The sequence below is a fragment of the Streptococcus lactarius genome (assembly GCF_016642265.1).
Classification (GTDB): domain Bacteria; phylum Bacillota; class Bacilli; order Lactobacillales; family Streptococcaceae; genus Streptococcus; species Streptococcus lactarius.
This window is the reverse complement of sequence record NZ_MRXX01000009.1, coordinates 1-26,676: the sequence shown is the minus strand read 5'-3', so window position 1 is coordinate 26,676 and position 26,676 is coordinate 1. Positions and strand designations below refer to the sequence as shown.

General features: G+C 40.2%; 25 protein-coding genes and 1 other RNA gene. 21 read left to right on the top strand and 5 right to left on the bottom strand.

Annotation, left to right across the window (positions count from 1 at the left end):
• Positions 1-168: 168 nt before the first annotated feature.
• Both pbp1a and recU read right to left on the bottom strand, forming a co-directional pair.
• On the bottom strand, positions 169-2,286 hold the full coding sequence (gene pbp1a / locus BTU61_RS07325; protein WP_200772983.1) for a penicillin-binding protein PBP1A: 2,118 nt from the start codon (positions 2,284-2,286) through the stop codon (positions 169-171).
• Positions 2,287-2,880: a Holliday junction resolvase RecU gene (recU, locus tag BTU61_RS07320; protein WP_200772982.1), complete on the bottom strand. Its 594-nt coding sequence runs from the start codon at positions 2,878-2,880 to the stop codon at positions 2,287-2,289. It abuts the gene before it with no gap.
• 64 nt (positions 2,881-2,944) lie between these two features.
• Here recU and BTU61_RS07315 point away from each other — a divergent pair, with 64 nt between their 5' ends.
• The 5 genes from BTU61_RS07315 to BTU61_RS07295 all read left to right on the top strand — a co-directional run bounded on the left by BTU61_RS07315 (position 2,945) and on the right by BTU61_RS07295 (position 6,922).
• Complete coding sequence (locus BTU61_RS07315; RefSeq protein WP_187538245.1) at positions 2,945-3,472, top strand: SLOG family protein; 528 nt, start codon at positions 2,945-2,947, stop codon at positions 3,470-3,472.
• A gap of 69 nt (positions 3,473-3,541) precedes the next feature.
• The gene (gpsB, locus tag BTU61_RS07310) at positions 3,542-3,883 is read left to right on the top strand and encodes a cell division regulator GpsB (RefSeq protein WP_200772981.1); all 342 of its coding nucleotides are present in this window, start codon (positions 3,542-3,544) and stop codon (positions 3,881-3,883) included.
• 15 nt (positions 3,884-3,898) lie between these two features.
• Positions 3,899-4,264, top strand: an RNA gene (gene rnpB, locus BTU61_RS07305) — RNase P RNA component class B.
• A 66-nt stretch (positions 4,265-4,330) separates the two neighbouring features.
• Entirely contained in the window at positions 4,331-5,488 is a 1,158-nt protein-coding gene (locus BTU61_RS07300; protein WP_200772980.1) for a THUMP domain-containing class I SAM-dependent RNA methyltransferase, read from the top strand.
• A 12-nt stretch (positions 5,489-5,500) separates the two neighbouring features.
• A complete protein-coding gene (locus tag BTU61_RS07295) occupies positions 5,501-6,922 on the top strand; it encodes a cell division site-positioning protein MapZ family protein (RefSeq protein ID WP_200772979.1) in 1,422 nt (473 codons plus the stop codon).
• Positions 6,923-6,999: 77 nt separating this feature from the next.
• Here the strand turns inward: BTU61_RS07295 and BTU61_RS07290 are convergent, their stop codons facing one another.
• Entirely contained in the window at positions 7,000-7,482 is a 483-nt protein-coding gene (locus tag BTU61_RS07290; protein ID WP_200772978.1) for an S-ribosylhomocysteine lyase, read from the bottom strand.
• Between the two features lie 235 nt (positions 7,483-7,717).
• Between BTU61_RS07290 and BTU61_RS07285 the strand changes: the two genes are divergently transcribed.
• The 13 genes from BTU61_RS07285 to BTU61_RS07225 all read left to right on the top strand — a co-directional run bounded on the left by BTU61_RS07285 (position 7,718) and on the right by BTU61_RS07225 (position 22,067).
• Positions 7,718-9,325 (top strand): ribonuclease Y, encoded by a 1,608-nt coding sequence (locus tag BTU61_RS07285; protein ID WP_187538256.1) that lies wholly within the window; start codon positions 7,718-7,720, stop codon positions 9,323-9,325.
• A 107-nt stretch (positions 9,326-9,432) separates the two neighbouring features.
• Positions 9,433-10,065, top strand: coding sequence for a guanylate kinase (gene gmk, locus BTU61_RS07280; protein WP_187538258.1), 633 nt, complete (start codon positions 9,433-9,435; stop codon positions 10,063-10,065).
• A gap of 25 nt (positions 10,066-10,090) precedes the next feature.
• Positions 10,091-10,405 (top strand): DNA-directed RNA polymerase subunit omega, encoded by a 315-nt coding sequence (gene rpoZ, locus BTU61_RS07275; protein ID WP_200772977.1) that lies wholly within the window; start codon positions 10,091-10,093, stop codon positions 10,403-10,405.
• 87 nt (positions 10,406-10,492) lie between these two features.
• Complete coding sequence (locus tag BTU61_RS07270; protein ID WP_200772976.1) at positions 10,493-12,877, top strand: primosomal protein N'; 2,385 nt, start codon at positions 10,493-10,495, stop codon at positions 12,875-12,877.
• A gap of 10 nt (positions 12,878-12,887) precedes the next feature.
• Positions 12,888-13,823, top strand: coding sequence for a methionyl-tRNA formyltransferase (fmt, locus tag BTU61_RS07265; protein WP_200772975.1), 936 nt, complete (start codon positions 12,888-12,890; stop codon positions 13,821-13,823).
• Positions 13,813-15,126 carry a 16S rRNA (cytosine(967)-C(5))-methyltransferase RsmB gene (gene rsmB / locus BTU61_RS07260; RefSeq protein ID WP_200772974.1) on the top strand — a complete coding sequence of 438 codons (1,314 nt, stop codon included), beginning with the start codon at positions 13,813-13,815 and terminating at the stop codon, positions 15,124-15,126. Before fmt ends, rsmB begins: the two co-directional genes overlap by 11 nt.
• Before the next feature lie 21 nt (positions 15,127-15,147).
• Positions 15,148-15,888: a Stp1/IreP family PP2C-type Ser/Thr phosphatase gene (locus BTU61_RS07255; protein ID WP_187538269.1), complete on the top strand. Its 741-nt coding sequence runs from the start codon at positions 15,148-15,150 to the stop codon at positions 15,886-15,888.
• Positions 15,885-17,753: a Stk1 family PASTA domain-containing Ser/Thr kinase gene (gene pknB / locus BTU61_RS07250; RefSeq protein WP_200772973.1), complete on the top strand. Its 1,869-nt coding sequence runs from the start codon at positions 15,885-15,887 to the stop codon at positions 17,751-17,753. The genes BTU61_RS07255 and pknB overlap by 4 nt, the downstream gene beginning before the upstream one ends.
• 164 nt (positions 17,754-17,917) lie before the next feature.
• Positions 17,918-18,613 (top strand): cell wall-active antibiotics response protein LiaF, encoded by a 696-nt coding sequence (gene liaF, locus BTU61_RS07245; protein ID WP_200772972.1) that lies wholly within the window; start codon positions 17,918-17,920, stop codon positions 18,611-18,613.
• Positions 18,610-19,626 carry an envelope stress sensor histidine kinase LiaS gene (locus BTU61_RS07240; RefSeq protein WP_200772971.1) on the top strand — a complete coding sequence of 339 codons (1,017 nt, stop codon included), beginning with the start codon at positions 18,610-18,612 and terminating at the stop codon, positions 19,624-19,626. Before liaF ends, BTU61_RS07240 begins: the two co-directional genes overlap by 4 nt.
• A complete protein-coding gene (locus tag BTU61_RS07235) occupies positions 19,623-20,255 on the top strand; it encodes a response regulator transcription factor (protein ID WP_200772970.1) in 633 nt (210 codons plus the stop codon). Before BTU61_RS07240 ends, BTU61_RS07235 begins: the two co-directional genes overlap by 4 nt.
• A gap of 44 nt (positions 20,256-20,299) precedes the next feature.
• Complete coding sequence (locus BTU61_RS07230; protein ID WP_200772969.1) at positions 20,300-21,700, top strand: bifunctional Cof-type HAD-IIB family hydrolase/peptidylprolyl isomerase; 1,401 nt, start codon at positions 20,300-20,302, stop codon at positions 21,698-21,700.
• Position 21,701: 1 nt separating this feature from the next.
• Positions 21,702-22,067 carry a S1 RNA-binding domain-containing protein gene (locus BTU61_RS07225; RefSeq protein ID WP_200772968.1) on the top strand — a complete coding sequence of 122 codons (366 nt, stop codon included), beginning with the start codon at positions 21,702-21,704 and terminating at the stop codon, positions 22,065-22,067.
• 49 nt (positions 22,068-22,116) lie between these two features.
• On the opposite strand, the gene cysK is transcribed toward BTU61_RS07225, so the two are convergent.
• Entirely contained in the window at positions 22,117-23,040 is a 924-nt protein-coding gene (gene cysK / locus BTU61_RS07220) for a cysteine synthase A (protein ID WP_200772967.1), read from the bottom strand.
• A gap of 135 nt (positions 23,041-23,175) precedes the next feature.
• A complete protein-coding gene (locus tag BTU61_RS07215) occupies positions 23,176-23,820 on the bottom strand; it encodes a YigZ family protein (RefSeq protein WP_200772966.1) in 645 nt (214 codons plus the stop codon).
• 55 nt (positions 23,821-23,875) lie between these two features.
• On the opposite strand from BTU61_RS07215, the gene BTU61_RS07210 reads away from it, so the two are divergent.
• From BTU61_RS07210 to hpf, 3 genes are all read left to right on the top strand, one after another.
• Entirely contained in the window at positions 23,876-25,174 is a 1,299-nt protein-coding gene (locus BTU61_RS07210; protein WP_200772965.1) for an ATP-dependent helicase ComFA, read from the top strand.
• On the top strand, positions 25,171-25,836 hold the full coding sequence (locus BTU61_RS07205; RefSeq protein ID WP_200772964.1) for a ComF family protein: 666 nt from the start codon (positions 25,171-25,173) through the stop codon (positions 25,834-25,836). Before BTU61_RS07210 ends, BTU61_RS07205 begins: the two co-directional genes overlap by 4 nt.
• A gap of 77 nt (positions 25,837-25,913) precedes the next feature.
• Positions 25,914-26,456, top strand: coding sequence for a ribosome hibernation-promoting factor, HPF/YfiA family (gene hpf / locus BTU61_RS07200; protein WP_200772963.1), 543 nt, complete (start codon positions 25,914-25,916; stop codon positions 26,454-26,456).
• Positions 26,457-26,676 lie beyond the last annotated feature (220 nt).

Below are 26,676 nucleotides of genomic sequence, written 5' to 3'. Positions count from 1 at the left end.
TAAAATAGTTTGTCTACATTCTAATAAGAGCCGAAAGGCTCTTTTTTTTATATACTCAAAAATAAAAAAGCTGGGAAGTCTAACTAAATAAATCAGATTTTATTCGTTCTGGTTTTTTAACCATTGTTTTAAAAAAAGCCGGGCCAAAAGCCCGACTTCTCCATTCTATTATTCGTTATGATTGTTAGAGTCTTGCGAAGAAGACTCAGATGGTTTAGATGAATTCTCTTCATTCGAAGAGCTAGATGAAGGTTCTTCATACGAATACTGATCAGTGGAATAACTTGGCTCATAGTAGTAGTTATTGTAGTTGTTCTTACCATTGTTTAAGTAGAGATAAGAACCACTTCGATACAGCCCACTTGGTTGCGTCCAATCTGTATGACCAGAATTGTTGTTATTAGCAAGATAGAGCATCATTTGACGGTAAACATCTGTCGCCACTTTCATTCCATTATCTAGTACAGGAGTCAAGCGATTTGAATAACCTGTCCAGACCGCCATAGCGTATTCAGGTGTGTATCCAACGAATGATTCATCTGGAGCCACGAAACTTGAATAACTTGAATTTTTAGTTAGTTTACTTAACTCATTATCAGAGTAGTTTGATGTACCAGTCTTACCAGCTTGGTAGACTCCTGAAATAGCCGCATTTGTACCAATACCGGCCATGAGGACTGTCTTCATCATATCTGTCATCATGTAGGCAGTTGTTGCCTTCATTGCGCGGGTTCCTTCGGAATCGAATTCTTTTGTGGTTCCATCGCTAAAGACAACTCGACTGACATATTTCGGTTTGTAATAGGTACCACCATTTGCAAAAGCAGCATAGGCAGCAGCCATTTTTTCACTGCTAGCTCCGTATTTGTTACTTGAATCGCTAGTATTACTTGAGATGGCATTGGCGTAGACCATTTCTGGATAATCGATTCCCAGTCCATTTAGGAATTTCTTGGCTTTTTTAAGCCCAACTTTTTCGAGAGCTTTCACCGCTGGAACGTTCCGAGACTGTTGGATGGCATAAGTCATGGTAATGCTACCGTAGTAAGAACGGTCCCAGTTGTAGAATGGTGTTGAGGAATGAGGGAAATTGTATGGTGCATCTGTGATGGTAGCTGCTGTAGAGGTATATTCCTCATGTTCAAGAGCTGGTGCGTAATCTGTGATTGGTTTCATTGATGAACCCCAGTCACGGTTCGTTTCAACCGCTTGGTTTGTACCAAAGGAAACATTGCTGGATTGGTGACGAGAACCCAGCTGAGCAATGACTTTACCAGTATTGACATCAATAACGGTAGAAGCTACTTGCATTTCATCATCCGGGTAATTGACATATTCATCTGTATTGTAGATATCCCATAGTTTCTTTTGAGCTTCTGTATCCACGTTTGTATAGACATCCATTCCGGTTGTCAACAAATTGTAGCCCGTTTCTTCTTCGACTTGCTCGATCACTTCTTTTAGGTAATTATCCATATAGGCTGGGTAACTGCTTGAAGAACTGAGACTTTGCAGACCATCTGTAACAGGTGTATTGACCGCTGCTTCGTATTGTTTGTTAGAAATGGTCTTCATATCGAGCATTTCTTTTAATACTAAGTTTCGGCGCTGTTGCGCTGCTTCAGGATGGGAGTATGGATCGTATTGGTTTGGTGCTTGGGGCATCCCCGCAAGGAGTGCCAATTGAGGGAGCGAAAGATCTTTTAGATCTTTTCCGTAATAACTTTTCGCAGCTGTCTGCATTCCGTAGTTCCCATTCGCCATAAATACTTTATTGACGTAATAGGTCAATATTTCTTGTTTGGTTGCCTTCTTTTCAAGCTGTGTCGCCAGCCAGGCTTCTTGAATTTTACGTGAAAGAGTACGGTCAGAAGCAGAGGTTGAGAAATAAGTTAATTTGATCAATTGCTGCGTCAAAGTAGAACCACCTTGACTACCTCCGTGAAGGTTATGAAGGAAGGAACCACCAATCCGAACAATGTCAACCCCCCGGTGATTGAAGAAACGATGGTCTTCAATAGCTATAATGGCATTGACTAGATCTGTAGGAATTTCATTGGCTGTTACGTTGATGCGTTTTTCAGCCCCTAAATCTGCAATTAGGTTATTTTTGTTGTCATAAATCTTACTCGATGTGGTAGCAACCAAATCTTTTTCAGATAAGGTTGGAGCCTTCATGGCATAGTAGCCAAAAATGAGAGCACCTAGAACAAATAAAAGTAAGAAGAATGAAATGGCTGCGATTGCAACATATTTCAACCATTGGATGACTGTTTGTTTATTCATTTAAATACCGCCTAGAAGTTTCTGTTCGATAATATCAAGATAAGGAATACTTGGAAGTTGATCCTTCCCCACAAGAAAGCCATTCTCCTGAATGTAGGAGAGGGGCATGGATTTAGTGCCATGATCGATATTGTAGTAGGAAATTAAAGCAAGAGCCGGTAGCAAATAGGTTTCATTCAGCTTTGCAAAGTGCAATAGTACGAAACAGATCCCACCTTGCTGGACAACCGCAGCCATATGATCGATCTGATGTTGATGAAAATTTTTCATTGGCATGGACTGCTTTTGCTGTGTTTCCTTGGCTTCAAAATCAATATAATGTCCCTTGTATACTCCAGAATAATCCGTAGTAGAGGCCTGCCTAAAGTAAGCTTCTACTATTTTTGCTCGACTACGCTGTGGATAATCTACTTTTACAATCTGAATGGGGGTCGGTTTTTTATGAATGACCGCCAAGCCTCGAGAGAGGTAGTATTGATTACTTTCGTTGATCATTTTTTCAAATGTCATTCCACGATTGGCAAAGTCGGTCGGCTGTTTCCTTTGAGTAGAGACGGCTGTTTTTTTAGCTACTTTATGTGGATAGTTGACCATTGTTCTCCTTATTGGTACAATTACATCACTCTATTATATCACAAAATAGAAGAATGAGGAAAAAATGAATACCATACTTGTTGTAGGCTATAAAAACTTTGAAGTAGGAATCTTTTCCAAGCAGGATCCAAGACTAACCATTATCAAAAAAGCCATCGAAAGGGATCTTAAGCGTTTGTTTGAAGAAGGAGTTCAGTGGCTGATTTTTACAGGTAATTTGGGATTTGAAGCTTGGGTCTTGGAGGTCGCCATTGATTTAAAGAAGGATTATGATTTTAAAATGGCGACGATCTTTTTGTTCGAAAATGTGGGTGAAAATTGGAATGAAGCGAACCGAGAAATACTGGCTCGTTTCAAGCAGGTAGATTTTGTAAAATATGCCTATCCACACTACACCAATCCTGGGCAATTGAAAGAATACAATCAATTTTTAGTCGACAATGCGGATGGTGGCTATATTTTTTATGATCCTGAAAACGAAACAAATTTAAACTATCTTTACAAAATGATGGCAGAAAAAGATCCCTTCTATGTCAAACGATTAAGTTTTGATGACCTAAATGATCTTGCTGAAAATTTTTACGAAAATTAAGTGTTATACCTTGATTTTTCTTACCATTTTTTTATATAATTGAGTTGATGAACTAGATTGGAGAGAGTAATGGCAAGTATTCATTTTACTGCGAAAGATATTTATGATCAAGATTTTAATAGAGAAGTTCGCGGGTTTAGTAAGGTTGAAGTAAACGAATTTTTAGATGATGTTATAAAAGACTATGAAACCTATGCGGCTTTGGTAAAGGAGTTGCGTGAAGAAAATGCGCGTCTTCGTGAAGAACTTGCGAAACAAGCACAGGAAGTACCGCAAGCAGCTTCTGTAGCAAGTAGTACTGGGCAAGATTTTCCGCAAGTGACAACTGCCACAAACTTTGATATTTTGAAACGACTGAATCGTTTGGAAAAAGAAGTGTTTGGTAAACAAATTGTAGATCGGGATTTCTAACAAATTGATCGTGCAATTTTTGGATAATCGCGTGAGTATTTTTTCTCATGAGGAAAGTCCATGCTAGCACAGGCTGTGATGCCTGTAGTGTTTGTGCTAGGTGAATCCATAAGCCTAGGAACTTGATCTTCAAGTTACGGCGAGCGAACGAGCTAAGTCTTAGGATAAGTTCTACTAACTCTGAAAGTGCCACAGTGACGTAGTTTTTAGGGAAACCTAAAAAGTGGAACGCGGTAAACCCCTCAAGCTAGCAACCCAAACTTTGGTCGGGGCATGGGATGCGTGGAAACGAACATAGCATTCTGACTGGAAACAGTAGACAGATGATTATCGAAGGAAATGGTACCTAGTCATTTCTGGAACAAAACATGGCTTATAGAAAATTGCATATAGGTTGTTGAGGGGGAGAGAGATCTCAACCTCCTTTTTTAAAATGATAGGAATAAGATGAAAAAACAATTTGAATTGGTGGCAACGGTAGCAGCTGGTTTGGAGGCGGTGGTTGGTCGTGAACTGAGAGAGCTGGGCTATGATTGCCAGGTTGAAAATGGACGGGTTCGCTTTCAAGGGGATAGTAGCGCGATTATTGAGACCAATCTTTGGTTGCGAGCGGCGGATAGAGTGAAGATTGTCGTTGGAAGTTTTCCAGCCAAAACCTTTGAGGAACTCTTTCAAGGTGTTTTTGCCTTGGATTGGGAAAATTATTTGCCCCTGGGGGCACGTTTCCCTATTTCAAAAGCCAAATGTGTTAAATCCAAACTCCATAATGAGCCAAGTGTTCAAGCCATTTCAAAAAAAGCTGTTGTTAAAAAGTTGCAAAAGTACTATGCTCGTCCAGAAGGAATTCCTCTGATGGAAAACGGTCCAGAGTTCAAGATTGAAGTGTCCATTCTGAAAGATCAGGCAACTGTTTTTATCGATACAACAGGTAGTAGCCTCTTCAAACGTGGCTATCGGACTGAAAAAGGAGGCGCTCCCATCAAGGAAAATATGGCGGCAGCCATTCTTCAGTTGTCTAATTGGTACCCTGATAAGCCATTGATTGATCCGACATGTGGCTCTGGAACTTTTTGTATTGAGGCAGTGATGATCGCTCGCAATATGGCACCTGGCTTGCGCAGGACCTTTTCTTTTGAGGAATGGAATTGGATAGATGATCGGTTGATTTACGAAATCCGTCAAAAAGCAAGTCAAAAAATTGATCGTGATATCACTTTGGACATCATGGGAACTGATATTGATGCGCGAATGATTGAAATTGCCAAAGAAAATGCCCAAAAAGCAGGTGTTGGCAATGATATCACCTTCAAACAAATGCGGGTCCAAGATCTTCGCTCGGATAAGATCAATGGGGTGATCATCTCCAACCCTCCCTATGGAGAGCGCTTATCAGATGATCAGGGTGTCACGAAGTTGTATGAGGAAATGGGACAAGTATTTGCTCCTCTCACAACCTGGAGCAAATTTATCTTGACGAGTGATGAAGGTTTTGAAGCGAAATACGGAAGTAAAGCTGACAAAAAACGAAAACTGTATAACGGAACCTTAAAAGTTGATCTCTACCAATATTTTGGGGAACGTGTGAAACGGCAAATAAAGGCGTAGAAAGGATTTTTTATGACAGAGAAGGACAAGAAACCATTGGAGCAAGAAACGGAATCTATTTTGGATTTTGAAGATGCTAAAGATATGACGATTGGACAGGCCAATCGAAAAGCAGAAGAGATAGAAGCTGGTGTGACAGAAGACGATAATGTCTTGGATAAATACATCAAGCAACACCGGGCAGAAATTGAGGCAGATAAATACGATACAAAGATTTTGGCTCAAGAAGAATTAGCCAAAGCAGAAGAGTTGGCAGCTAAGGAGGCAGCTACTGAAGTAGTAGAAGCACCAACAGCCCAAATACCAGAAGTGAAGGAAACGGTCTTGGAGCAAAGGCCGGAAATGGATGCCATTTCAACAGAGCTTCCAACCAAGATAAAGTTTGGTCCTGTTTCGACAGAACCAATCACTGAACCAGTGGATCTTCCAGAGGAAACACCTCAAAGTGGTGGTAAACGCCTCAAAACGATTTTGTATTCTACCTTAGGGTTAGCAATTATTGCTTCAGCTGGATTTGTAACTTATAACTGGATGCACAGTCGTGGAAAATCTGGTGGTACAACTGTTGTATCCTCTTCATCAAGCAAATCAACTTCGACTTCAAAATCAAGTAGCAGTGAAACACAAGCTCAAAAACTGGAAGAGTTTACGAAAGCCTATGATGCCTTTTTCGTAGATGACTCAAAAAGTGCCCTTAAAAATGATAAATTCGGAGATCTAGAAAATCTGAAGAAGTTGCTTGATAAGCTAGAAGGAAACAGTGAGTATCAGGCAGCTAAAACGAAATATGATGATCTAGTGAAACAGGTCTCTGCTATTCAGAAAGTCAATTCACAATTTACATCTCCTGTGATCAAAGATGGTGTTCTTGACGAAAATGCTAAAGCAAAAAGTGATGCGACTTTTGGCGATACAAAGACCGGTAATGAAAAATTGGATAGCTTATTGAACAATGCAATTGCACAAGGCCGTTCGCAACAAGTGGCGACACCAGCACCTGTGACAGGAACTGGTGGTACAGAGACTTCTAATGCAGCTGCAACGCCTGCTCAGTCGGCTATCCCAGCTGGAGGTTCTGCCGCAAATAGTTCAGGAGCTGCTCAACCAGGCTATTCAGGATATGGCCTTTCAAGCAATGGTGTGGCCCTTCAACGCAGCTTGAGTCGTGTACCGTACAACCAAGCTGCAATTGATGATGTCAATAACCCAGCTTGGGTATTTGGAGATGGTATTCTTGAAAAAGTATTGAATATTGCCCGTCAACGTGGTTATATCACTGGTAACCAGTACATTTTGGAACGTGTCAATATCATTAAGGGAAATGGCTATTACAATCTCTTCAAACCCGATGGAACCTACCTCTTTAGTATAAATGCTAAAACTGGCTATTTTGTTGGAAATGGAAAAGGTCACTCAGATGCTTTGGATTATTAATGCATGAGCCAACTTACCATTTCTGGGAAAAATGACAATAAAAAAAGGATGAACCACAGGTTCATCTTTTTTGAGTCTTAAACAACATGACGTTCAAATGGATCGTCCGAAATTCCTTGATCTAGAATCAGGCGACACCATTCTTTGGCTGAAAAGAGGCTGTGGTCCTTGTAATTTCCACAAGACTCAATGGTTGTACCTGGAACATCTTTCCAGGTGCTGATAGTTGCAATTTCTTCCAAAGATTCTTTCAACACTTTAGCAATTTCAGTACTGGAATGTTGGCCCCACATAATCATATGAAATCCAGTCCGGCATCCAAATGGTGAACAATCAATCATGCCATCAATTCGTTTACGAATGAGCATTGCAAGCAGGTGTTCGATGGTATGGAGTCCCGCAGTTGGAATGGCATTTTCGTTTGGTTGCACCAACCGAATATCAAAGTTGGAGATGATATCTCCTTTAGGACCTGTTTCTTCTCCAATCAAGCGGACATAAGGGGCTTTTACAGCTGTGTGGTCTAATTCAAAACTTTCAACGATGACTTCTTTTGACATACTTTCTTCCTTCTTTGTTTTTCTTGATTATAGCATAAAAAGAAGAATCAACAAAGTGGAAATCGCTGGATTTCTTAGAGGGATAGCATCAGGAAAAACAGTTTAAAATAGGAATCATAGAACAAAAATATCCTAGCTTCTTCTTGTTTTTTTAGATTGTTAATTTTAGTAATTTATGGTAAAATGATAAAGAATTTTTTAATTCAACTAATGAAATTAGATTTGGGGTAAAAGCATGCATTTTTTAATTACAGGTGTTTTTGCCGCGGTCATTGGTTTAGTCATTGGATATGTGGGAACTGCTCTAAAAATGAAAGCTTCTAAAGAAGCAGCAGAACTCACTCTTTTAAATGCTGAACAAGAAGCAACGAATTTACGTGGACAAGCAGAACGCGAAGCTGATTTGATCTTAAAAGAAGCTAAGCATGAATCAAGTTCACTTAAAAAAGAAGCACTTTTGGAGGCAAAAGAAGAAGCCAGAAAATATCGTGAAGAAGTCGATGCTGAGTTTAAGTCAGAACGACAAGAATTGAAGCAGTTAGAAAGCCGTTTGGCAGATCGTGCCAGCAATCTTGATCGTAAAGATGACAATTTAACAAGCAAAGAACAGTCTCTTGAACACAAAGAGCAAAGTCTTACAGATAGAACTAAACACATTGATGCGCGTGAACAACAGCTGGAAGAGCTTGAACACAAGAAAGTGGAAGAACTGGAACGTGTTGCTTCTTTGAGTCAAGGAGAAGCGCGTGACATTATTTTAAATCAGACGGAAGATCAACTTTCCAAAGAAATTGCGTCACGCATTCGTGATGCTGAGTTGGAAGTGAAGGAACGTTCTGATAAGATGGCTAAAGACATTCTCGTCCAAGCCATGCAACGGATGGCAGGTGATTTTGTTGCTGAGCAAACAAACTCAACAGTTCATTTGCCAGATGATAGCATGAAGGGCCGTATTATCGGTCGCGAGGGTCGTAATATTCGTACCTTTGAGAGCTTGACAGGTGTTGATGTGATTATTGACGATACTCCGGAAGTTGTCACCTTGTCAGGCTTTGATCCGATTCGTCGTGAAATTGCCCGTATGACAATGGAAAGTCTTCTCAAAGATGGTCGCATCCATCCAGCCCGTATTGAAGAGTTGGTTGAGAAAAATCGTCAGGAAATTGACAATCGTATTCGTGAATACGGTGAGGCCGCTGCCTATGAAATCGGTGCGCCAAACCTCCATCCAGATTTGATGAAAATCATGGGACGGTTGCAATTTCGGACTTCCTATGGTCAAAATGTTTTGCGCCACTCAGTTGAGGTTGCAAAACTTTCTGGTATTATTGCTAGCGAGTTGGGTGAAAGTGCTACACTAGCACGTCGCGCAGGTTTCTTGCATGATATCGGGAAAGCCATTGACCGCGAGGTTGAAGGTAGTCACGTTGAAATTGGGACTGAATTGGCACGTAAGTACAAGGAACACCCAGTGGTTGTCAATACCATTGCCAGTCACCATGGGGATGTTGAACCAGAAAGTGTCATTGCAGTCATTGTCGCTGCAGCAGATGCTTTAAGTGCCGCTCGACCTGGAGCACGAAGTGAATCGCTTGAAAGTTACATTAAACGCTTGCAAGATCTGGAAGAAATTGCAAATAGTTTTGAAGGAGTCAAGACAAGTTTCGCCCTTCAAGCAGGACGTGAAATCCGTATTATGGTCAGCCCTGAGGCAATCAAGGATGATAAGGTTACGATCTTAGCGCATGATATTCGTGAGAAGATCGAGTCCAACCTCGAATATCCTGGAAATATTAAAGTTACGGTTATTCGAGAGTTGCGTGCAGTAGATTACGCAAAATAGCCGAAAAGCTTGAGATTTCGCATCTCAAGCTTTTTTTCAATCATAAAGCAGTTGAAAAATCGCTTGATTTTTGTTACACTAGATAGAAAGACATTGAAGGAGATATCATGGCGGATCGTGGTTTATTAATCGTATTTTCAGGCCCATCCGGGGTTGGAAAAGGAACGGTCAGACGAGAGATTTTTGAAAACTCGGACAATCAGTTCCAGTATTCTGTTTCTATGACGACACGTGCACAACGTCCTGGTGAAGTGGATGGAGTAGACTATTTCTTCCGGACACGTGAAGAGTTTGAAGAGTTGATCCGTCAAGGTCAGATGCTGGAATATGCTGAGTATGTTGGAAATTACTATGGCACTCCTTTGACCTATGTCAATGAAACCTTGGACAAAGGAATTGATGTTTTCCTAGAAATCGAAGTTCAAGGCGCTCTCCAAGTCAAGAAAAAAGTACCTGATGCTGTCTTTATTTTCTTAACGCCGCCTGATTTGGATGAATTGCAAGATCGATTGGTGGGACGCGGAACAGATAGTGAAGAAGTGATTGCACAGCGTATTGAGAGAGCAAAAGAGGAGATTGCTATGATGCGTGAATACGATTATGCGATTGTTAATGATGAAGTTCCTCTTGCAGCTGAACGGGTTAAACGGGTGATCGAAGCTGAACACTTCCGTGTGGACCGTGTGATTGGCCATTACATGGACATGTTGCCCAAAACACAAACCGTGGCTACGAGATAAAAAATTAGAAATTAGGTAAAAAATTATGATGTTAAGACCTTCTATTGATACGTTGCTCGACAAAGTACCTTCAAAATATTCATTGGTTATTCTTGAAGCAAAACGAGCTCATGAATTGGAAAGTGGTGCGGCTCCAACCCAAGAATTTCAGTCGGTGAAAGCAACCTTGCAAGCACTTGAAGAGATTGAATCAGGAAATGTCGTTGTCCATCCTGATCCAGAAGCAAAACGGGAATCGCTTCGTCGCCGTATGGAAGCAGAGCGCATTCGTAAGGAAGAAGAAGAGCGCAAAATTAAGGAACAAATTGCCAAAGAAAAAGAAGAAGGTGAAAAAATTTAAGGTTGGGGCTTCTCAATCTTATTTTTTGCTATTTAAAGAGGTTCGTGATAGAGTCAAACGCATACAAGGAAGACAGGAGGTGAAAACATGATAGCAAAAGTGATTGTGGATGTTCCATTGATGCAGACAGATAAACCCTATTCCTATGAGATCCCTTCAGAGTTTGAAGATATGGTAGAAGCAGGGATGCGTGTGCATGTGCCTTTTGGTATAGGAAACCGTCTCATTCAAGGAATTGTGACCGAAGTATCAAAAGAAGTAGACACGCCCGAGGAATTGAAGTCTATCGTGGAGGTGTTAGACTACACTCCAGTTTTAAATCAAGAACAATTTTGGTTAGCAGACCAATTACGAAAAAGTGTGTTTTCTTATAAAATCACTCTTTTGAAATCCATGTTGCCTTCTCTTTTGAATTCGAGTTATGATAAGATCTTGTATCCCCAATCTTCATTAGATCCATCAATCCAAACAAAACTCTTTGGTTCGAAACAGGAAGTGGCTTTTTCTTCACTAGATGTAGCCGATCAAGCCCAAGTGATGCGATTGGTGAGGAGGGGTGATCTTCTCTTAGAATACCAGGCCAAGGATCAGAAACAGATCAAAACAGAAAAATGGTATCGTGTTGACCAAGAAAAGTTGAAAGAACTTCAACCGTCTGCCAGAGCTAAAAAGCGTCTGGTTTTGAAAGAAAAATTACAATTAGAGACGCAAGAAAAACCGTTGGCAGATTTGTATAAGGAATTTTCAAAGCCGGTAGTAGCCTATTTTGTGGAGCAAGGTGCCCTCAAGGTTAGCGAACGTGAAGTCAATCGTGCTGCTCAATACTTCGAAGGAAAAAAACAAAGCCAGGCCTTGATTTTAAACCAAGAACAGGCAAGAGCGGTAGAGGCGGTTGTTTCCCAAATTGGAAAAACTTCGACCCCCTTTCTTTTAGAAGGGGTGACTGGAAGTGGAAAGACAGAAGTCTATTTACAGATTATTCAAGAAGTCCTTAAAAAGGGGAAAACAGCTATTATGTTGGTCCCTGAGATTTCCCTGACACCTCAGATGACCAACCGTTTTATCTCACGTTTTGGTCAGGAAGTTGCCATTTTACACTCAGGCTTATCAAACGGAGAGAAGTATGACCAGTGGCGAAAGGTCGAACGCGGAGAGGCCAAGGTAGTCGTTGGCGCACGCTCAGCTATCTTTGCACCTTTAAAAAATCTAGGAGCGATCATTATCGATGAGGAACATGAGGCTTCCTACAAACAAGATAGCAACCCTCGCTACCATGCGAGAGAAGTAGCAGTACTAAGAGCCCAGTACAATCAAGCGGTTTTGCTTCTTGGCTCAGCCACACCTAGTTTGGAATCGCGGGCGCGTGCCACAAAAGGAGTGTATCAATTGCTTCGTTTAACCAAACGAGCCAATCCCTCAGCCAACATTCCAAAAGTCAAAGTGGTTGATTTTAGGGATTATATTGGTCAAAATGAAGCTGGTAACTATACTCCGATTCTTGTTGAAGCAATTGCAGATCGTTTGCAAAAGAAAGAGCAAGTGGTCCTGATGCTGAACCGTCGTGGTTATTCTAGCTTTGTCATGTGTCGCGAGTGTGGGACAGTGGATACTTGTCCCAATTGTGATATTTCTCTGACCCTTCACATGGATACCAAGGCCATGAACTGCCATTATTGTGGCTATAGCAAGGCAATTCCTCGGCACTGCCCCAATTGCCAAAGCCGTTCCATTCGTTATTATGGGACAGGCACACAAAAAGCATATGATGAGTTGCAAGAGATTTTTCCCGAAGCTAAAATTCTGCGTATGGATGTCGACACCACCCGAAAAAAAGGAAGTCACGCAGCCATATTAGAGGCTTTTGGAAATGGAGAGGCGGATATTTTATTGGGGACCCAAATGATTGCTAAGGGACTTGATTTTCCCAATGTCACTCTTGTAGGAGTTCTTAATGCAGATACGTCTCTGAATTTACCGGATTATCGCTCCTCAGAGAGAACCTTTCAACTGTTAACCCAGGTGGCTGGAAGAGCTGGTCGGGCAGATAAAGAGGGAGAAGTGATTATTCAAAGCTATAATCCCAATCATTATGCAATTCAATTTGCTAAGGAGCAAGATTATGAAGGCTTTTTTGCCTATGAAATGAAGATTCGCAGACAGTTGGGCTATACACCGTATTATTTTACGGTTGGTTTGACTTTATCGCATAAGAATGAAGAAGTTGTGGTAAAAAAGGCTCATCAAGTGATGGAAATTCTTCGCTCGGGCTTATCTGATCAGATTCAACTGCTAGGCCCAACTCCAAAGCCCATTGCACGTACACATAATCTTTATCACTATCAAATCATTGTAAAATATCGCTTTGAAGAAGGCATCACACAGGTGTTGAATCAGGTCTTGGATTTTACTCAAGAGAAAGAAAATAAAGACTTGCGTGTTAGCATCGATAATGAACCGCAAAGTTTTATGTAAGGAAGATAAGATGACAAAAATTATTTTTATGGGAACACCCGATTTTTCAGCAACTGTTCTAAAGGGCTTGTTAGCGGATCCCCGCTATGAAATTCTAGCAGTTGTAACACAGCCTGATCGAAAAGTAGGCCGCAAAAAAGAGATTCAAATGACCCCTGTTAAGCAAGTGGCTTTGGAACATCAACTACCGGTTTTACAGCCTGAAAAATTGTCAGGAAGCCTAGAAATGGAATCCCTTCTGTCGCTAGATGCTGAAGGAATTGTGACGGCTGCTTTTGGCCAGTTTTTACCAACAAAATTGTTGGAGAACTTCCAATTTGCGGTGAATGTCCACGCTTCTTTATTACCGAAATATAGAGGAGGGGCGCCCATTCATTATGCCCTGATCAATGGTGATGATGAAGCCGGTGTTACGATTATGGAAATGGTCAAAGAAATGGATGCTGGGGATATGATTGCTGCTCGTTCTCTCCCCATTTTAGATGAGGACAATGTAGGAACCTTGTTTGAAAAATTGGCTGTCCTAGGACGTGACCTGCTGCTAGATTCCTTGCCAGCCTACCTAGCAGGTGAGATCAAACCAAGGCCACAAGATCCAGGTTTGGTGACATTTTCACCGAATATTTTGCCAGAAGAAGAAGTGCTGGATTGGACCAAAACCAATCGCCAAGTCTTTAATCAGATTCGAGGGATGAATCCTTGGCCGGTAGCCTATACTATACTAAATGGGCAACGGTTTAAGATCTACGAAGCGAAGCCATGTGAGGGCAACGGAACTCCAGGTCAAGTGCTTCATCTCACCAAAAAAGAGTTGATCGTTGCTACTGGAGAAGGTGCGCTATCCCTCAAAGTTGTGCAGCCAGCAGGAAAACCGAAAATGTCGATTACAGACTTTTTAAACGGCGCCGGTCGTCAATTACAAGTAGGAGATCACTTTGGAAGTTAAACAAATCAATGCGCGTGAAGAGACCCTCCATATTTTGGAAGCTGTCTTTGATCAGGGAGCCTATTCCAATATCGCCTTGAATCAAGCGCTAGAAAAATCTTTGCTCTCAGATAAGGACAAGAGCTTTGTTACAGAAGTTGTATACGGTACAGTGGCACGCAAAATAACGCTTGAATGGTACCTTGCTCATGTTATTGAAGACCGTGAAAAATTGGATAGCTGGCTTTATGACCTCTTAATGATGAGTTTGTACCAGCTGGTCTATTTGGATCGCATTCCAGACCATGCCGTTGTCAATGAAGCTGTCCAGATAGCTAAAAGACGTAAAGAAGGCAGCGAGAAGTTTGTCAATGCTATCCTCAGAAAGCTTCTCCGTGAGGGCCTGCCAGATATTGATACCATCAAGCGAAAAAACAAACGCTATTCAGTGCAGTATTCCTTACCTGTCTGGTTGGTCAAAGAGCTCATTGAAGAATATGGTGAAGAACGGGCTCGGGCTATTTTTGAGAGTCTATACCAGCGCAATAAATCGAGTATTCGTGTTGTTGAGCTGGGTGAAAAAGAAACTCTTGCCCAGTTATTAGATGCGCAAGAATCCTTGCTAGCTCCAAGTGCTCTAGTAAAAGAACAAGGGCATTTTGCTGGGCACTCTTTCTTTAAAGAAGGAAAAATTGCCATTCAAGATGAATCTAGTCAATTGGTAGCACCAGCCTTAGAACTCCAAGGAGATGAATGGGTTCTAGATGCTTGTGCAGCACCTGGTGGTAAAACAACTCACATGGCTTCTTATCTCACAACTGGGAAAGTCACAGCCTTGGATCTTTATGATTACAAACTAAAATTGATTCAAGAAAATGCCAATCGGCTTCATGTTGCAGACAAAATTTTGACAAAAAAATTAGATGCGACAAAAGTCTTTGAAACATTTGGAACGGATGCTTTTGATAAAATATTGGTAGATGCACCTTGTTCGGGGATTGGTCTCATAAGGAGAAAGCCGGATATCAAGTACACGAAAAAAAGCGCAGACTTTGATTCCTTGCAATCTGTTCAATTGGCAATTCTAGAAAGCGTTTGTCAAAGTGTACGTAAAGATGGTATAATAGTGTACAGTACATGTACGATTATGGGAAAGGAAAATTTTGAGGTGGTCCACAAGTTTTTGGAAAACCACCCGAATTTTGAACTCGTCCCATTGAATCACGAAAGAAAAGATATTCTCAAAAATGGGTGTATATTGATTACACCTGAACTGTACGGGAGCGACGGTTTCTTTATCAGTCGTTTCAAGAGAATATCTTAAAATCAGGAGGGAACTGACAGAATGGATATTTCGATCTTAACCGATGTAGGTCAAAGACGGACAAATAACCAAGACTATGCAAATCAATATAAAAATAAGGCTGGGAAATCGATGATTTTTCTTGCCGACGGTATGGGGGGACACCGTGCCGGCAATATTGCAAGCGAAATGGCAGTCACAGACCTAGGTACAGCCTGGGTTACTTCTGAAATTGAGACAGTCAATCAAGTACGGGAATGGTTCGCAGATCATTTAGAAGCAGTGAATCGTCGGATTCATTTAGCAGGTCAAGATGATGAACACAAAGGAATGGGAACTACGCTGGAAGCTTTAGCTTTTGTAGAAGGTCAAGTCATTTACGCCCATGTGGGTGACTCACGTATTGGCCTGATTCGTCACGGGGAATACCAACAATTGACCAGTGACCATTCTCTTGTTAATGCCCTCTTGCGAGCTGGTCAAATTACAGAAGAAGAAGCAGCTCATCATCCGCAACGGAATATCATTACCCAGTCCATTGGCCAAAAAGATGAGTTAGAGCCAGATTATGGCTTGATTGGTGTTGAAGCAGATGATTATATTCTGATCAACAGTGATGGGTTGACCAATATGATCGGACCAGATGAAATTAGAGATATTGTTTTAAGTGACGTATCGCTTGAAGAAAAGGCTGAGACTTTGATTCGCTTTGCCAATAATGCTGGAGGTCTTGATAATATTACCGCTGTATTGCTCCACTTTACTGAGGAGGACGCAGCATGATTCAAATCGGCAAAATTTTTGCCGGACGATATAAAATCATCCAACAAATTGGTCGCGGGGGGATGGCAGATGTCTATCTAGCGCGTGATTTAATTTTGGATGGTGAAGAAGTCGCTGTTAAAGTTCTGCGTACAAATTACCAGACAGATCCCATTGCAGTTGCACGTTTTCAGCGTGAAGCAAAAGCGATGGCAGAACTGGACCATCCAAATATCGTTCGGATTACAGATATCGGTGAAGAAGAAGGGCAACAATACCTTGCAATGGAATACGTTGCCGGTTTAGATTTGAAGCGTTACATTAAAGAAAATGCGCCACTATCAAATGAAGAAGCCGTTCGTTTGATGGGACAAATTCTTCTAGCAATGCGCCTAGCCCATACATGTGGTATCATTCATAGAGATTTAAAACCGCAAAATGTCCTTTTAACTCCTGATGGGACTGCTAAAGTTTCGGATTTTGGGATTGCGGTAGCCTTTGCGGAAACTAGTTTGACTCAGACCAACTCAATGCTAGGATCCGTTCATTATTTGTCACCTGAGCAGGCGCGTGGATCAAAAGCTACGGTTCAAAGTGACATCTACGCTATGGGGATTATTTTCTATGAGATGTTGACAGGGCACATTCCATACGATGGAGATAGTGCTGTTACAATTGCCCTGCAGCATTTCCAAAAACCTCTACCTTCGATTCGTGAGGAAAATAAGAACGTCCCCCAAGCTTTAGAAAATGTCGTCATCAAAGCGACAGCTAAGAAACTGACAGATCGGTACAAATCAGTAGCTGAGATGTACGTGGATCTTTCAAGTTGTTTGTCGTATGAAAGAAGAAACGAACCCAAACTAGTTTTTGAAGATCAAACGAAGGCAGACACCAAAACACTTCCTAAAGTGAACCCAACTCCAAAAACTGCTCCAGTTCCCATCTCTGAAGTACGTAGTGAAATTAGTTCGATAGATGCGAATCGTCCATCTACAGATCCGCAGACGGTGGCACCAAATAAAAAGCCAAGAAGACGATTACGCACACGTTACAAGGTCTTGTTTGTAGCTATCGCTTTGGTCCTCGCTGCTTTTGCGTTCTTATTGTATATGAGTCCCGCTAATAAAACAGTACCAGATGTTTCTGGCAAGACTGTTGCAGAAGCGCGGGCACTGATTGAAGGACAAGATCTCCAAGTAGGAGATGAAAAGGAGGAATACAGCGATTCGGTTGCAGAAGGCTATGTGATCCGTACCAGTCCGAATGCAGGGGCTCAAAAGAAGGAACAGAGTCGAATTGATTTGATTGTCTCCAAGGGGCCAAACAGTTTTGAAATGCCAAACTACGTAGGTGAAACACGAGCAAAAGCTGAAGATGATCTCAAAAATACCTATAAAGTATCTAGTAAGATGATCAGTATTGAAGAGGTTGAAACCTTTGATTATGAACCTGGAACGGTTATTGAGCAAACACCGGCACCGGGTGAACAATACTCTTTGAACTCAAAAACTAAGATTGTATTGAAAGTAGCCAAAGAATCAACGTCTGTTGAAATGCCAAACTATATTGGATCAACCTATGATTTTGCTCGAAGCAATTTGATTGAAATCTATGGAATCAAAGAAGCGAATATTGAATTGAAGAAAACCGATCATCTACCAGATGGAGTATTCGTATCCGCTGGTCAGATTGTCAGCCAATCACCAGAGGCTTCAAGTAGTGTCGATATCAATCGTACACGAATTGTCTTGACGGTTTATGAACCGAAAGTAACCTCTTCATCTAGTACAAAAGCTTCCTCTTCTAGCTCAGAAACTTCTAGCTCCTCTTCTTCTGAACGATCAGACACTGAAAGTTCAAGTAGTACAGCTGCTGGAAATTAAAGAATTGGTACTGCTAAATAGGATTTTGAAACAAAATTTCTAACTAGAAGGCACCCAAAGGATTGCGATCCGGAGGGTGTTTTTTGATCTCTCAAACTTCTACAACCACAGACGGAAGTCAAATAAGAGAAAATTTGATAGAATAGGTAAAGATGAGGTGGACTATGTGGAAAATACAAATTTTTATCTTTGTTGAAGCAATTTTATTAACCTTAGCAGCGCTCACTATTTTATCAGTTGATTTCTCGAGATTCATCGTTTTAATGGTCCTTTTTTTGCTGCTTTTGTATTATTATTTTGGCAAACACAAAGCGAATTTCCTACTGATTGCACTAAGTGTGCTCCTATTTTTTATCGTCATGCTCAATCCATTTGTGATTGCAGCCATTTTATTTGCGGTAATTTATGGCTTATTGATTGCCTATCCTTATATGTACAAGGAAAATGAAGCCATTGTGTTTGATATTGAAGAAGATACAAAAATTTATCAAGAAAAAATGCGTTGGATTGGTGAACTGCAGCATTTTTCAAAACAAAGTCGAGGCTATCGAGACCTAAATGTGCTTCGAGTCTTTGGAAATGATACCCTTCACTTGGAAGAGGTTGCGATGTGTGATTGGGACAATATCATCATCATCCGTAAAGGTTTTGGAAATACAAAAATTATTTTACCGATTGATTTGGAGTTGCACTTGCAAATCAATACGCTTTATGGTGATCTGACATTTTTAGATTTACCCATTCGTAAAATGCGTAACGAAACGCTCGATATAGAAACAGCCCATTATCGTCGCTCCCATCGGTCAATCAAAATCGTCCTAGCTGGTATTGTTGGGGATGTAGAGGTGGTGCGCGGATGAAAAAAATGGACTATGTATTACTTTATTTTTACTCTTTAATGGTCATAGCAGTGATTTGTCACACCATTTTTAGTTTTGTTGGTTTTCATTGGAACGACCTCTTTACAAATTTTTCCTTGCTTCAATCCTTCCTATTTTTGATTTTCAGTCTGACACTGGCACTGACGGCTTTGGTCTTTTTGATTATGAAGATGACCCAATTTGTAACCGTCCACGCGGTTCAGCAAAAAGTAGAAGCTATGATGAATGGTTCAGAGCAAAAAGAAATTGCTCCCAAAGAACTGAATCAACAGTTGAATGCATTGGAGAAAAAACTCCATCGTCTAGAAGAAAATTTACAAAGAAGCGAAAATCGTGTTATGCGAAATGAAGAAGAAATTGTAGAAACCGAGCGTAAGAGAATTGCGCGCGATCTACATGACACGGTTAGTCAAGAATTATTTGCGGCTAATATGATTTTGTCTGGAGTGGCGGCTCAGGTCCTTGAGTTAGAGAAAAAACAGATTGAGCAACAACTAAATGGTGTATCGGATATTCTAGGGACAGCCCAAAACGATTTACGTGTCTTACTTTTGCACTTACGGCCAACAGAGTTGGAAGGAAAAAGTTTGGTAGAAGGGATGGAGATGATTTTTAGGGAACTAAAAGAAAAAAGTAACCTAACCGTTCTCTTCCACCACGATGAAGTGAGTATTCCAAAAGATATGGAAGAACACCTCTTTCGAATTGTACAAGAAATCGTCAGCAATACCTTGAAACATGCCAGAGCTCAACAAATGGATGTTTATTTGAATCAGGAAGGAAAACAACTTCATTTACGGATGGTGGATGATGGCATCGGATTTGAGCAGGAAAAATTGGAACGCTTGAGTTATGGCTTGAAAAATATTCAAGAGCGAGTAGAAGATATGGCGGGCACCATTAAAATTCGAACAAGTCCCCAAAAGGGAGTGGCGGTGGATATTCGTGTTCCCCTCCTTGTAAAAGAAAAAGATAAAAAGGAAACGGTATGAAAGTATTATTAGTAGATGACCATGAAATGGTCCGATTAGGTTTGAAGAGCTTCTTGTCCATGCAAACCGATATTGACAAAGTATTGGAAGCTCAAAATGGTAAGGCAGGAGTAGAGTTAGCTCTGAAAGAAAGACCAGAAGTCATCATTATGGATATTGTGATGCCAGAACTAAACGGGATCGATGCGACTCTTGCAATCCTCAAAGAATGGCCAGAAGCCAAAATTGTCATTCTGACATCGTATTTGGATAATGAAAAGATATACCCTGTCCTAGATGCAGGCGCAAAGGGCTATATTTTAAAAACATCCTCAGCAACTGAAATCTTACAGGCTGTTCGAAAAGTTGCAAGGGGGGAGTTTGCGATTGAGACAGAAGTTAGCCAAAAGGTTGAGTCACGAAAGAATCATGCCGCCTTGCATGATGATCTCACAGCTAGAGAGCGAGATATTCTGGCTTTATTGACCAAAGGGTATGAAAACCAGCGAATAGCAGACGAACTCTATATTTCCCTGAAAACAGTGAAGACCCATGTTTCCAATATTTTATCAAAACTAGAAGTTAGTGATCGAACGCAAGCGGTCGTCTATGCCTTCCGACACCATCTGGTGAATCAAGAAGATTTTTAAGGTAAAACATGCTATAATAGAGCATGATAAGAAGGGGGAGACAAGTGGACGCAAAATTACGTTATAAAGCAAAAAAAGTAAAAATCGTCTTTTTTGACATTGATGATACACTACGTGCAAAAGAAACAGGATTGATCCCAGAATCTGTTAAAGACGTCTTTCATCAGCTAAAAGAGAAGGGAATCTTAACAGGAATTGCAACTGGACGAGGAATTTTTGGAGTTGTTCCTGAAATCATGGACTTAAAGCCTGATTTTCTAGTAACTTTAAACGGTGCCTATATAGAAGATACAAAAGGAACTGTTATCTACCAATCACCGATCAATGAAGCAATCGTTTCTTCTTTTGTGGATTGGGCAAATAAATCCGAAATTGATTACGGTTTAGTTGCTAGTCATCAAGCTGCCCTTTCTCGACGAACCCCTATGATTAGTGATGCTATTGACGTTATTTATCCCAACTTACCCGTAGATCCAGATCTGCATTTGAAAGAACCTATTTTCCAAATGTGGACCTTTGATGAACACGACGGTGATATAGAGTTACCAGTTTCCTTACAAGAGGAACTTCGCTTAGTATCATGGCATCCCCATTCGTCAGATGTTGTTAGCTTTGAAGCTTCAAAAGCTTCAGGAGTTTCTCAAGTTGTCCATCACTTAGGTTTGAAACCGGAAAATGTTATGGCATTTGGAGATGGCTTAAATGATATGGAGCTGTTTGATTATGCTGGAATTAGCATCGCAATGGGGAAATCAGCACCAGAGTTGCAAGAAAAAGCAGATTATATTACCAAGAATTTAGAAGAAGATGGCATATTCCATGCCTTAGAGGAGTTAAATATGGTTGAAAAAGAATTGATATTACCACAGTTAGATCTTGCTACGGTTGAAGGCCCTATCGCTGTGATTAAAACAAATCACGGTGAGATGAAAATACAATTATTTCCGGATCAAGCACCAAAAACAGTTGCAAATTTTGTGGCCCTTGCTAAGTCTGGTTATTACGATGGAGTTATTTTCCACCGCATTATCAAAGATTTCATGGTCCAAGGGGGAGATCCAACAGGTACTGGTATGGGAGGTGAGTCTATCTATGGTGATAGCTTTGAGGATGAGTTTTCAAAAGAATTGTACAATATTCGCGGAGCCCTTTCGATGGCCAATGCTGGACCAAACACAAATGGCAGCCAATTCTTTATTGTACAAAATCAACATCTTCCTTATTCTAAAAAGGAATTGGTCCGTGGTGGTTGGCCTGAAAAAATAGCTGAAGTCTATACCACAGAAGGAGGAACTCCTCACTTAGACCAACGCCATACAGTATTTGGTCAATTGATGGATGAAACTTCGTTTGCCGTTTTGGATGAAATCGCGGCTGTTGAGACAGGTATGATGGATAAACCAGTAGAAGATGTCGTGATTCAAACTATCGAAATTGAGGACTAATATGAAAATTGGAGATAAGTTAGAAGGAACCATCACAGGCATTCAACCCTATGGAGCCTTCGTTGAACTCGCCTCGGGAGATACGGGATTGATTCATATTTCAGAAATCCGTAGTGGTTATGTTAATCATATCCAGGATATTCTTTCAATTGGAGAGAAGGTTTTTGTCCAAGTTATTGATGTTGATGAATATTCTAAGAAAGCCAGCCTCTCTTTGCGAACGCTGGAAGAAACACCGCAGCGAACGATTCGCCACCATCGTTTTTCAAATGACCGTCACAAGACTGGTTTTGCACCCTTAGCTCAACAAATGCCAACCTGGGTCAAGGAAGGAAAAGCATTTTTTGGGAAACAAGAAAAGAAATAAAAACCTCGCTAGGTTGATAAAACCTAGCGAAGTTTTTTTATATTAAGAATTATTCAAATTCGTAAAGAGTAGTAGAAAGGTAACGTTCGCCATTATCTGGTGCAAGAGCAAGAACTTTTTTGCCGCTACCCAATTCTTTAGCTACTTCAATCGCAGCATAGATCGCAGCAGCACTAGAAATACCGACTAAGAATCCTTCAGCTCCCCCGATAGCACGTGCTAGTTCGAAAGCTTCCTCAGAAGACACACGACGAACGCCATCATAAGCATTTGTGTCTAAAGTATTTGGAATAAAACCAGCTGAAATCCCTTGGATTTTATGTGGTCCAGGTTTTTCACCAGAAAGGACTGCAGATTCATTGGCCTCAACAGCATAGACTTTAACTGCTGGATTATTCTTTTTCAACGTATGAGAAATACCAGAAACAGTACCACCAGTACCGACACCTGCAACGAAAGCATCAAGGCCTTCTTTTCCAAAAGCATCAACGATTTCTTGTCCAGTTGTTCTTTCATGAACCTCTGGGTTAGCAGGGTTTTCAAATTGAAGAGGAAGGAAACCGTTTCGTTCTGCAGCAATTGCTTCAGCTTTGGCAATAGCACCTTTCATTCCTTCGCTACCAGGGGTTAAAACGAGTTCAGCTCCGTAAGCTTGGATGATTTTACGACGTTCCACACTCATGGTTTCAGGCATGACAATCACAACTTTATAGCCTTTTGCTGCTCCAACCCATGACAAACCAATCCCAGTATTTCCACTAGTTGCTTCAACAATCGTATCACCTGGTTTAATTTTGCCATCTGCTTCAGCTTTTTCAATCATGCTCAAAGCAATCCGGTCTTTGACAGATGATCCAGGGTTGAAAGCTTCTAGTTTAACATAGACATCTGCAGCTCCTTCAGGAACAAGACGATTCAACTTGACAATCGGAGTGTTTCCAATCAATTCTGTAATATTTTCATAAATAGCCATAGTATACCTCAATTCTAGGTTCTCTTGATATTATCTAGTATAGTCTCTTACGGGAAGAAAGTAAAATATAGAATTTTTATGGATGCGATAAACAAAACCTATCGTTGCCAATAGGTTTTGTTTATTTTAAGTGCTTTATTGCTTCTCAGGGAAAAGAAGGGGTACTTCAACCTCACGAATCCCTTGATCTTCTATATGGACTTTGCCATTGTAAAATTCGACTAAAGCTGCTGTGATCGAACTTTGGCTTTCTTTATCTACAAAGATAGTAGTCGTCACCAGATCGGTAAACAGCGGATCTTGTTCCGTCAATTGATGATCTTTTAAAAAATTAACAAACTCTTGGTATTGGGAATAAGAAAGTGTAATCCTTAGGACCACTTGTTCTTTGATTTCTACCAGCCCAATCTCTCGAACCGCTTGAGCAACACTTCCAGAGTATGCACGAATCAGACCGCCAGCGCCTAATTTAATTCCCCCAAAATAGCGGGTAACCACGACACAACTATTGGCGATGTGATGATTCTCTAAAACTCCCAACATCGGTACACCCGCTGTTCCACTAGGTTCGCCATCGTCACTAGTCCGTTTGATGTTACTTTGTTCTCCAATGATGAAAGCAGAGCAATTATGTGTAGCCTTGTAGTGTTCCTTCTTGATCGCGTTGATAAAATCTCTAGCTTCCTCTTCAGAAGAGACACGTTTAACATGACAAATAAATTTAGATTTTTTGATTTCTTCCTGGACGGTACCGTCAACTTTAAATGTAATATATTCCATAGTTTTATTTTACAAAAAAAGAACTATTTTCACCAATTTTTACGAATTAATAAGTATGAAGATTGAAGATACTTATGGAAGGCTCTTAACCAAGAGTCAAATGACAGATGATTTATATAAAATAGCCCAAGAAATTCCAGCAATAGAAAAACAAAATGGGGCCAACGTTTGTTTTAGATGTGGTAGTGTGATTGATCAAAAACTATGGAGGTTGAGTGAAGATGTATTGTATTGTAGAGCCTGTATCCAATTGGGAAGACTCCGGAGTGATCAGAAGCTGTATGCCATAGCGCAGCAAGACTTTGAAGGCCAAGAGGTATTGAACTGGAAAGGAACCTTAACTTCATATCAACAAGAGGTATCTGATGGACTGATCCAAGCAGTGAAAGGAAACAAGAATGCTTTGGTCCACGCTGTGACAGGTGCCGGAAAAACGGAAATGATGTACCAAGTTGTAGCGAATTCGATCAAGAATGGTAAAGCAGTTTGTATTGCAACACCACGAATTGATGTTTGTATCGAATTGTACCGAAGAATGAAGGAAGATTTTTCCTGCCCCATATCCTTGCTTCATGGAGAGTCGGAGCCTTATTTTAGAACGCCTTTGGTGATCGCGACCACACACCAATTGTTAAAGTTTTACAAAGCATTTGATCTTCTGATCATTGATGAAGTGGATGCCTTCCCCTATGTGGACAATCCCGTGTTATATAAAGCAGCCCAAAATGCAATTAAAAAAGAAGGCAACACCCTTTATTTAACTGCAACCTCTACAGATGAATTGGACAAGAAAGTAAAGAAAAAGGAAGTCAGTCGTTATAGTCTACCTAGAAGATTTCACGGCAACCCCTTAGTAGTTCCTGAGATAAAATGGGTTTCAAAAATTAGACAGAAGATAGAAAAAGGAAAAATTCCACATGATTTACTGCAGCTTATAAAACAGCAAAGACAAACAACCTATCCCTTGCTACTATTTGTATCAGAAATTGAATTAGGTAAACAATTGAAAGATGTTTTAACGAAATATTTTCCAAAGGAAAAACTTGGATTTGTTTCTTCTAAAACAGAGGACCGATTACGGATCGTTGAGGAGTTTAGAAATAGAGAAGTATCCATTTTGGTTTCAACCACCATTTTAGAGAGAGGAGTTACCTTTCCTTTAGTAGACGTCTTTGTTATAGAAAGTAATCATTGCTTATTTACGAAAAGTACATTGGTACAAATCTCAGGAAGAGTTGGTCGTAGTAAAGAAAGACCAACAGGACAGTTACTCTTTTTAGCTGATGGAAACACAAAAGCCATGAAAAACGCTGTAAAGGAAATTAAAGAAATGAATCAGGAGGCAGGCTTTTGAAACAATGTTTACTTTGTGAAAAAGAATTAAGAGAGAACCATCAGTTTAGAGAGCTATTCCTTTTATGTCATCAAGAAGAGTGGATTTGCAAAGAATGTAAAGAATCGTTTCAAGAGATTGGGAGCATTCATTGCCCAAGATGTTTTAAAGAGAAAGAAGAACAGATCTGCAAGGACTGTGAATTGTGGGAACAAAAGGGGAATATCGTCCATCATGAAGCTATATATAGGTACAACGAATCGATGAAAGAATACTTTAAACGTTACAAGTTTGAAGGAGATAAACTACTAGGAAAAGTATTTTCAAGAAGATTAAAAACAGAACTAAAAAAATATAAGAATTACATAGTTGTTCCAACACCCATTAGTAAAGAGAAAAAGCAAGAAAGGGGCTTTAATCAAATCTCAACCATATTAGATGATGCAAAGATAAACTATAGTGATATATTTGAAAAAAAGGATGGGGTAGCGCAATCTAAAAAAACAAGAGAAGAACGGTTAAAAACAAGCCAACATTTCCGTTTAAAGGGGAAGGTTCAAAAGAATAAACAGTATTTAATCGTTGATGATATCTATACTACCGGTAAAACAATCGAGCTGATGAAGCAACTATTAACTGAAAAAGGTGTGAAAGAAATAAAGACATTTTCAATTGCAAGGTAAGAAAAAGATTTGCAAAATCATAGTGAAAGCGTTATAATAAACATATAAAGTAAAATGTTTAGAAAGAAGGTACTTATATGATTAAATATAGTATCCGTGGTGAAAACCTAGAAGTAACAGAAGCCATTCGCGACTATGTCGTTTCTAAACTTGAAAAGATTGAAAAATATTTTCAGGCAGACCAAGATTTAGATGCCCGAGTTAATTTAAAAGTCTACCGCCAAAAGACTGCAAAAGTAGAAGTCACTATCCCATTAGGATCGATTACTCTTCGTGCTGAAGATGTCTCACAAGATATGTACGGATCCATCGATCTTGTTACAGATAAGATTGAACGCCAAATTCGTAAAAACAAAACGAAAATCGAAAAGAAAAATCGTGTAAAATCTGGTGCAGGCAAACTCTTTACAGATGCAGTAGTTGAAGAAGCTGGCACAATTGAAAAAGTTGTTCGTTCAAAAACAATTGATCTTGAACCAATGGACTTAGAAGAAGCAATCCTTCAGATGGATTTATTAGCTCATGATTTCTTCATTTACCGAGATGCTGAAGATAACACGACCAATGTGATCTATCGAAGAGAAGATGGAGATATTGGCTTATTAGAAGTTAAAGAATAAACAGAATGGTCCTAGAATTCTAGGGCCTTTTTTAATAATCCCCCAACAAAATAAAAAAACTTAGAAAAAAGTATTGACAGATAAGAAATGGCGTGATATACTAATATAGTTGTCGCAAGAGAGCGACAAAGACCTTTGAAAACTGAACAAGACGAACCAATGTGCAGGGCACTATAACAAAGGTTATAGTACTGAACAATAAAAAAACAATAAATCTGTC

What these genes read in the sequence shown, in the direction of transcription:
- pbp1a (WP_200772983.1), bottom strand. Translation starts at nt 2,286, where the DNA reads ATGAATAAACAAACAGTCATCCAATGGTTGAAATATGTTGCAATCGCA.
- recU (WP_200772982.1), bottom strand. Translation starts at nt 2,880, where the DNA reads ATGGTCAACTATCCACATAAAGTAGCTAAAAAAACAGCCGTCTCTACT.
- BTU61_RS07315 (WP_187538245.1), top strand. Translation starts at nt 2,945, where the DNA reads ATGAATACCATACTTGTTGTAGGCTATAAAAACTTTGAAGTAGGAATC.
- gpsB (WP_200772981.1), top strand. Translation starts at nt 3,542, where the DNA reads ATGGCAAGTATTCATTTTACTGCGAAAGATATTTATGATCAAGATTTT.
- BTU61_RS07300 (WP_200772980.1), top strand. Translation starts at nt 4,331, where the DNA reads ATGAAAAAACAATTTGAATTGGTGGCAACGGTAGCAGCTGGTTTGGAG.
- BTU61_RS07295 (WP_200772979.1), top strand. Translation starts at nt 5,501, where the DNA reads ATGACAGAGAAGGACAAGAAACCATTGGAGCAAGAAACGGAATCTATT.
- BTU61_RS07290 (WP_200772978.1), bottom strand. Translation starts at nt 7,482, where the DNA reads ATGTCAAAAGAAGTCATCGTTGAAAGTTTTGAATTAGACCACACAGCT.
- BTU61_RS07285 (WP_187538256.1), top strand. Translation starts at nt 7,718, where the DNA reads ATGCATTTTTTAATTACAGGTGTTTTTGCCGCGGTCATTGGTTTAGTC.
- gmk (WP_187538258.1), top strand. Translation starts at nt 9,433, where the DNA reads ATGGCGGATCGTGGTTTATTAATCGTATTTTCAGGCCCATCCGGGGTT.
- rpoZ (WP_200772977.1), top strand. Translation starts at nt 10,091, where the DNA reads ATGATGTTAAGACCTTCTATTGATACGTTGCTCGACAAAGTACCTTCA.
- BTU61_RS07270 (WP_200772976.1), top strand. Translation starts at nt 10,493, where the DNA reads ATGATAGCAAAAGTGATTGTGGATGTTCCATTGATGCAGACAGATAAA.
- fmt (WP_200772975.1), top strand. Translation starts at nt 12,888, where the DNA reads ATGACAAAAATTATTTTTATGGGAACACCCGATTTTTCAGCAACTGTT.
- BTU61_RS07255 (WP_187538269.1), top strand. Translation starts at nt 15,148, where the DNA reads ATGGATATTTCGATCTTAACCGATGTAGGTCAAAGACGGACAAATAAC.
- pknB (WP_200772973.1), top strand. Translation starts at nt 15,885, where the DNA reads ATGATTCAAATCGGCAAAATTTTTGCCGGACGATATAAAATCATCCAA.
- liaF (WP_200772972.1), top strand. Translation starts at nt 17,918, where the DNA reads ATGTGGAAAATACAAATTTTTATCTTTGTTGAAGCAATTTTATTAACC.
- BTU61_RS07240 (WP_200772971.1), top strand. Translation starts at nt 18,610, where the DNA reads ATGAAAAAAATGGACTATGTATTACTTTATTTTTACTCTTTAATGGTC.
- BTU61_RS07235 (WP_200772970.1), top strand. Translation starts at nt 19,623, where the DNA reads ATGAAAGTATTATTAGTAGATGACCATGAAATGGTCCGATTAGGTTTG.
- BTU61_RS07225 (WP_200772968.1), top strand. Translation starts at nt 21,702, where the DNA reads ATGAAAATTGGAGATAAGTTAGAAGGAACCATCACAGGCATTCAACCC.
- cysK (WP_200772967.1), bottom strand. Translation starts at nt 23,040, where the DNA reads ATGGCTATTTATGAAAATATTACAGAATTGATTGGAAACACTCCGATT.
- BTU61_RS07215 (WP_200772966.1), bottom strand. Translation starts at nt 23,820, where the DNA reads ATGGAATATATTACATTTAAAGTTGACGGTACCGTCCAGGAAGAAATC.
- BTU61_RS07210 (WP_200772965.1), top strand. Translation starts at nt 23,876, where the DNA reads ATGAAGATTGAAGATACTTATGGAAGGCTCTTAACCAAGAGTCAAATG.
- hpf (WP_200772963.1), top strand. Translation starts at nt 25,914, where the DNA reads ATGATTAAATATAGTATCCGTGGTGAAAACCTAGAAGTAACAGAAGCC.